General features: G+C 48.7%; 2 tRNA genes and 3 rRNA genes. All 5 read left to right on the plus strand.

Annotated features, from left to right (window positions below):
• Positions 1-60: 60 nt before the first annotated feature.
• Positions 61-1582 (plus strand): 16S ribosomal RNA (locus FHT21_RS24805).
• Positions 1583-1844: 262 nt separating this feature from the next.
• Positions 1845-1919, plus strand: a tRNA-Ile gene (locus FHT21_RS24810).
• Between the two features lie 83 nt (positions 1920-2002).
• A tRNA-Ala gene (locus tag FHT21_RS24815) sits at positions 2003-2076 on the plus strand.
• Positions 2077-2488: 412 nt separating this feature from the next.
• Positions 2489-5363 (plus strand): 23S ribosomal RNA (locus tag FHT21_RS24820).
• Between the two features lie 145 nt (positions 5364-5508).
• Positions 5509-5620 (plus strand): 5S ribosomal RNA (rrf, locus tag FHT21_RS24825).
• Together the 16S, 23S and 5S rRNA genes with 2 tRNA genes alongside form the textbook arrangement of a ribosomal RNA operon.
• The last annotated feature ends 8 nt before the right edge of the window (positions 5621-5628 follow it).

Below are 5628 nucleotides of genomic sequence, written 5' to 3' on the forward strand. Positions count from 1 at the left end.
AAAAAAAGAAGACTATTTTTAACAATAGTTAAAACTGGTCAGCATCTTACAACACATTTTACAATGGAGAGTTTGATCCTGGCTCAGGATGAACGCTAGCGGCAGGCCTAATACATGCAAGTCGAACGAGATTGTCCAGCTTGCTGGGCATGAAAGTGGCGCACGGGTGCGTAACGCGTATGCAACCTACCTTTATCAGGGGGATAGCCCGGAGAAATCCGGATTAATACCGCATAAAATCACAGCACTGCATAGTGCAATGATCAAACATTTATGGGATAAAGATGGGCATGCGTGTCATTAGCTAGTTGGCGGGGTAACGGCCCACCAAGGCGACGATGACTAGGGGATCTGAGAGGATGGCCCCCCACACTGGTACTGAGACACGGACCAGACTCCTACGGGAGGCAGCAGTAAGGAATATTGGTCAATGGAGGCAACTCTGAACCAGCCATGCCGCGTGCAGGAAGACTGCCCTATGGGTTGTAAACTGCTTTTATCCGGGAATAAACCTTTCTACGTGTAGGAAGCTGAATGTACCGGAAGAATAAGGATCGGCTAACTCCGTGCCAGCAGCCGCGGTAATACGGAGGATCCAAGCGTTATCCGGATTTATTGGGTTTAAAGGGTGCGTAGGCGGCCTGTTAAGTCAGGGGTGAAAGACGGTAGCTCAACTATCGCAGTGCCCTTGATACTGATGGGCTTGAATGGACTAGAGGTAGGCGGAATGAGACAAGTAGCGGTGAAATGCATAGATATGTCTCAGAACACCGATTGCGAAGGCAGCTTACTATGGTCTTATTGACGCTGAGGCACGAAAGCGTGGGGATCAAACAGGATTAGATACCCTGGTAGTCCACGCCCTAAACGATGAACACTCGCTGTTGGCGATACACAGTCAGCGGCTAAGCGAAAGCGTTAAGTGTTCCACCTGGGGAGTACGCCCGCAAGGGTGAAACTCAAAGGAATTGACGGGGGCCCGCACAAGCGGAGGAGCATGTGGTTTAATTCGATGATACGCGAGGAACCTTACCCGGGCTTGAAAGTTAGTGACGGTACTAGAGATAGTACCTTGAGCAATCACACGAAACTAGGTGCTGCATGGCTGTCGTCAGCTCGTGCCGTGAGGTGTTGGGTTAAGTCCCGCAACGAGCGCAACCCCTATGTTTAGTTGCCAGCATGTAATGGTGGGGACTCTAAACAGACTGCCTGTGCAAACAGAGAGGAAGGAGGGGACGACGTCAAGTCATCATGGCCCTTACGTCCGGGGCTACACACGTGCTACAATGGACGGTACAGAGGGCAGCTAGCCGGCAACGGTATGCGAATCTCATAAAGCCGTTCACAGTTCGGATTGGGGTCTGCAACTCGACCCCATGAAGTTGGATTCGCTAGTAATCGCGTATCAGCAATGACGCGGTGAATACGTTCCCGGGCCTTGTACACACCGCCCGTCAAGCCATGGAAGCTGGGGGTACCTAAAGTATGTAACCGCAAGGAGCGTCCTAGGGTAAAACCGGTAACTGGGGCTAAGTCGTAACAAGGTAGCCGTACCGGAAGGTGCGGCTGGAATACCTCCTTTCTGGAGTAGCACCGCCTACTCGCCACGCAACATGATATTTCAATAAGGTAAAAGGTTAAAGCATAAAGACCAAAGCTGAAAGGCAGGTTGATAGTTTATACCGGATACTTTAAAAAGCACAAGAGAAAAAAAAGAAACACCCAGAAGACAACGGTGGGCTACTGTAAGGGTAAGCTTAACGGAACTTGAAATGGGGTAAGCCAAAGGAAGCAGTAGCGGTAAGATACTATATACTGCGAACAGCTGCCTGCCTTAAAACCATAGTCCCGTAGCTCAGCCTGGTTAGAGCACTACACTGATAATGTAGGGGTCTCCAGTTCAAATCTGGACGGGACTACATTAAGAGTTTACAATTGGCGGTTTATAGTTTACGGTTTTGATAACTGGAAACTGATGACTGCAGACTGATAACTAACTTTTGGGGGATTAGCTCAGCTGGCTAGAGCGCCTGCCTTGCACGCAGGAGGTCAACGGTTCGACTCCGTTATTCTCCACATTTGAGCATAAAGCTTAAAGACCAAAGCGGAAAGCTTTCAAAAAACACAAAAATACAGAGATTATCGGGATCGGTAATATACATTGACATAAAGATTAAGAAAGAAACGCCATGGGGCACAGATGCACTGAACAGGACATCTGAAACGGTTCGAGACCGCAGTTTTTACTAATAAGGAATAAGCTTAGGCTTAAGGATGGGCACATGACACCCGGACTTTTATACCCTAAGGGTTATACCTTAATAAAGTTCTTTGACATATTGGAAGAAGTTAAAAAAGAAGAGCAAACAACAATAGGCGACTGTTGTGTTTGTGCTCACTTGAAGGAAGAGCAATCAACCAACAAGTATGAGACATCATGACAAGAGCAAAAAAAGCATACCATATGGCGCAAAAGGCATATGAGTAGAAGAAAGTAAAAAAGAGTACACGGGGGATGCCTTGGCTCTCAGAGGCGATGAAGGACGTGATAAGCTGCGATAAGCTTCGGGTATTTGCAAATAGGAAGTGATCCGAAGATTTCCGAATGGGGCAACCCGGCATGTTGAAGACATGTCACATATAATGAGCAAACCTGCCGAACTGAAACATCTAAGTAAGCAGAGGAAGAGAAAATAACAATGATTTCCTGAGTAGTGGCGAGCGAAAGGGAAAGAGCCCAAACCTACCTTGTTACGGCAAAGTGGGGGTTGTAGGACTGCAACGTGGCATTAGCAAACAGAAGTGGAACGGGATGGGAAGCCCGGCGATACATGGTGATAGCCCAGTACACGTATAGAATGCTAGCCTAGCAGTATCCTGAGTACCGCGAGGTCGGAGACGCCTTGTGGGAATCAGCCGGCACCATCCGGTAAGGCTAAATACTCCTGAGAGACCGATAGTGAACCAGTACCGTGAGGGAAAGGTGAAAAGAACCCCGAACAGGGGAGTGAAATAGAACCTGAAACCGTGTACTTACAAGCGGTCGGAGCATCCAAGTGGTGTGACGGCGTGCCTTTTGCATAATGAGCCTACGAGTTACTCTTCTCTGGCAAGGTTAAGTGCTTCAGGCACGGATCCGAAGCGAAAGCGAGTCTGAATAGGGCGTATAGTCAGAGGAGGTAGACGCGAAACCTTGTGATCTACCCATGGACAGGTTGAAGGTGCGGTAACACGTACTGGAGGACCGAACCGATAAACGTTGAAAAGTTTCCGGATGATCTGTGGGTAGGGGTGAAAGGCTAATCAAACTGGGAAATAGCTCGTACTCCCCGAAATGTTTTTAGGAACAGCGTCGGTATTGAGTTATATAGAGGTAGAGCTACTGATTGGGTGCGGGGGAGTCAAATCCTACCAAATCCAGACAAACTCCGAATGCTATATAATATAACCGGCAGTGAGGCGCGGGGTGCTAAGGTCACGCGCCGAGAGGGAAAGAACCCAGACCATCAGCTAAGGTCCCCAAGTTACAGTTAAGTTGAACTAACGAGGTCCGATTGCACAGACAGCTAGGATGTTGGCTTGGAAGCAGCCATTCATTTAAAGAGTGCGTAACAGCTCACTAGTCGAGCGATCGGGCATGGATAATAAACGGGCATTAAATTGTACACCGAAGCTATGGGATTGAAATATATCGGTAGGGGAGCATTCTATATACAGTGAAGGTATCTGGTAATGGGTGCTGGAGTGTATAGAAAAGCAAATGTAGGCATAAGTAACGATAAGGCGGGCGAGAAACCCGCCCACCGAAAGGATAAGGTTTCCTGATCAACGCTAATCGGATCAGGGTCAGTCGGGACCTAAGGAGAACCCGAAGGGGAAATTCGATGGACAACTGGTTAATATTCCAGTACTTTTTATAACTGCGATGTGGGGACGGAGTAGTGACACTGCCGCGATCTGACGGAATAGATCGTTAAAGGCCGTAGGTATATCGATGGTAGGCAAATCCGCCAACGATGCTGAAAGCTGATAGTACGACGAGCCTTCGGGTGAGTTGATAGAGCAGGTAATCAGACTTCCAAGAAAAACCGCTAAGCTTCAGGTTATAAAAACCCGTACCGCAAACCGACACAGGTATCCGGGAAGAGGATTCTAAGGTGCTCGAGTGAATCATGGCTAAGGAACTCGGCAAAATGGCCCTGTAACTTCGGGAGAAGGGGCGCTTGCAGTAATGTAAGCCGCAGTGAAAAGGCCCAGGCGACTGTTTAACAAAAACACATGGCTTTGCAAAATCGAAAGATGAGGTATAAGGCCTGACACCTGCCCGGTGCTGGAAGGTTAAGAGGGGATGTCATCGTAAGAGAAGCATTGAATCGAAGCCCCAGTAAACGGCGGCCGTAACTATAACGGTCCTAAGGTAGCGAAATTCCTTGTCGGGTAAGTTCCGACCTGCACGAATGGTGTAACGATCTGGGCGCTGTCTCAGCCATGAGCTCGGTGAAATTGTGGTCCCGGTGAAGACGCCGGGTACCCGCAACGGGACGGAAAGACCCCATGCACCTTCACTACAATTTAACATTGACATTGGATACAGGATGTGTAGGATAGGTGGGAGGCTTTGAAGCGGCGTCGCTAGGCGTCGTGGAGCCAACGTTGAAATACCACCCTTTCTGTATTCGGTGTCTAATCCCGCCAAGCGGGAGACATTGTTTGATGGGTAGTTTGACTGGGGTGGTCGCCTCCAAAAAGGTAACGGAGGCTTTCAAAGGTAAGCTCAGTACGCTTGGTAACCGTACGCGGAGTGCAATAGCATAAGCTTGCTTGACTGTGAGACATACAGGTCGATCAGGGTCGAAAGACGGATATAGTGATCCGGTGGTTCTGCATGGAAGGGCCATCGCTCAAAGGATAAAAGGTACGCTGGGGATAACAGGCTGATCTCCCCCAAGAGCTCATATCGACGGGGAGGTTTGGCACCTCGATGTCGGCTCGTCACATCCTGGGGCTGGAGAAGGTCCCAAGGGTTCGGCTGTTCGCCGATTAAAGTGGCACGCGAGCTGGGTTCAGAACGTCGCGAGACAGTTCGGTCCCTATCTGTTGTGGGCGTAGGAATTTTGAGTGGGGCTGACCTTAGTACGAGAGGACCGGGTTGGACCAGCCTCTAGTGAATCTGTTGTTCCGCCAGGGGCATTGCAGAGTAGCTACGCTGGGAATAGATAAGCGCTGAAAGCATCTAAGTGCGAAACTAGCCACGAGATGAGAATTCCATATAGGACCGTAGCAGACTACTACGTTGATAGGCTACAGATGTAAAGCTGGTGACAGCACAGTCGAGTAGTACTAATCATCCGAAGCTTTCAAAGCTGGACAGACTGTTGTTTGTTCTTCAAAACTTAACTTCTTTCAATAATATGTCATTTAAGCGGAAAGCTAAAAGACTAAAGACTAAAGCGTGATAGAAACAGCTTTAATCTTTGAGCTTTATCCTTTCAGCTCAAATAAAAATATTTAGGTGCCTATATCGGTGGTGTCCACCTCTTCCCATTCCGAACAGAGAAGTTAAGCCCACCAGAGCCGATGGTACTGCGGTAACACGTGGGAGAGTAGGTCGGTGCCAAATCTTAAAAG

This window comes from Pedobacter sp. SG908, assembly GCF_011759615.1.
GTDB classification, from domain to species: Bacteria; Bacteroidota; Bacteroidia; order Sphingobacteriales; family Sphingobacteriaceae; genus Pedobacter; species Pedobacter riviphilus.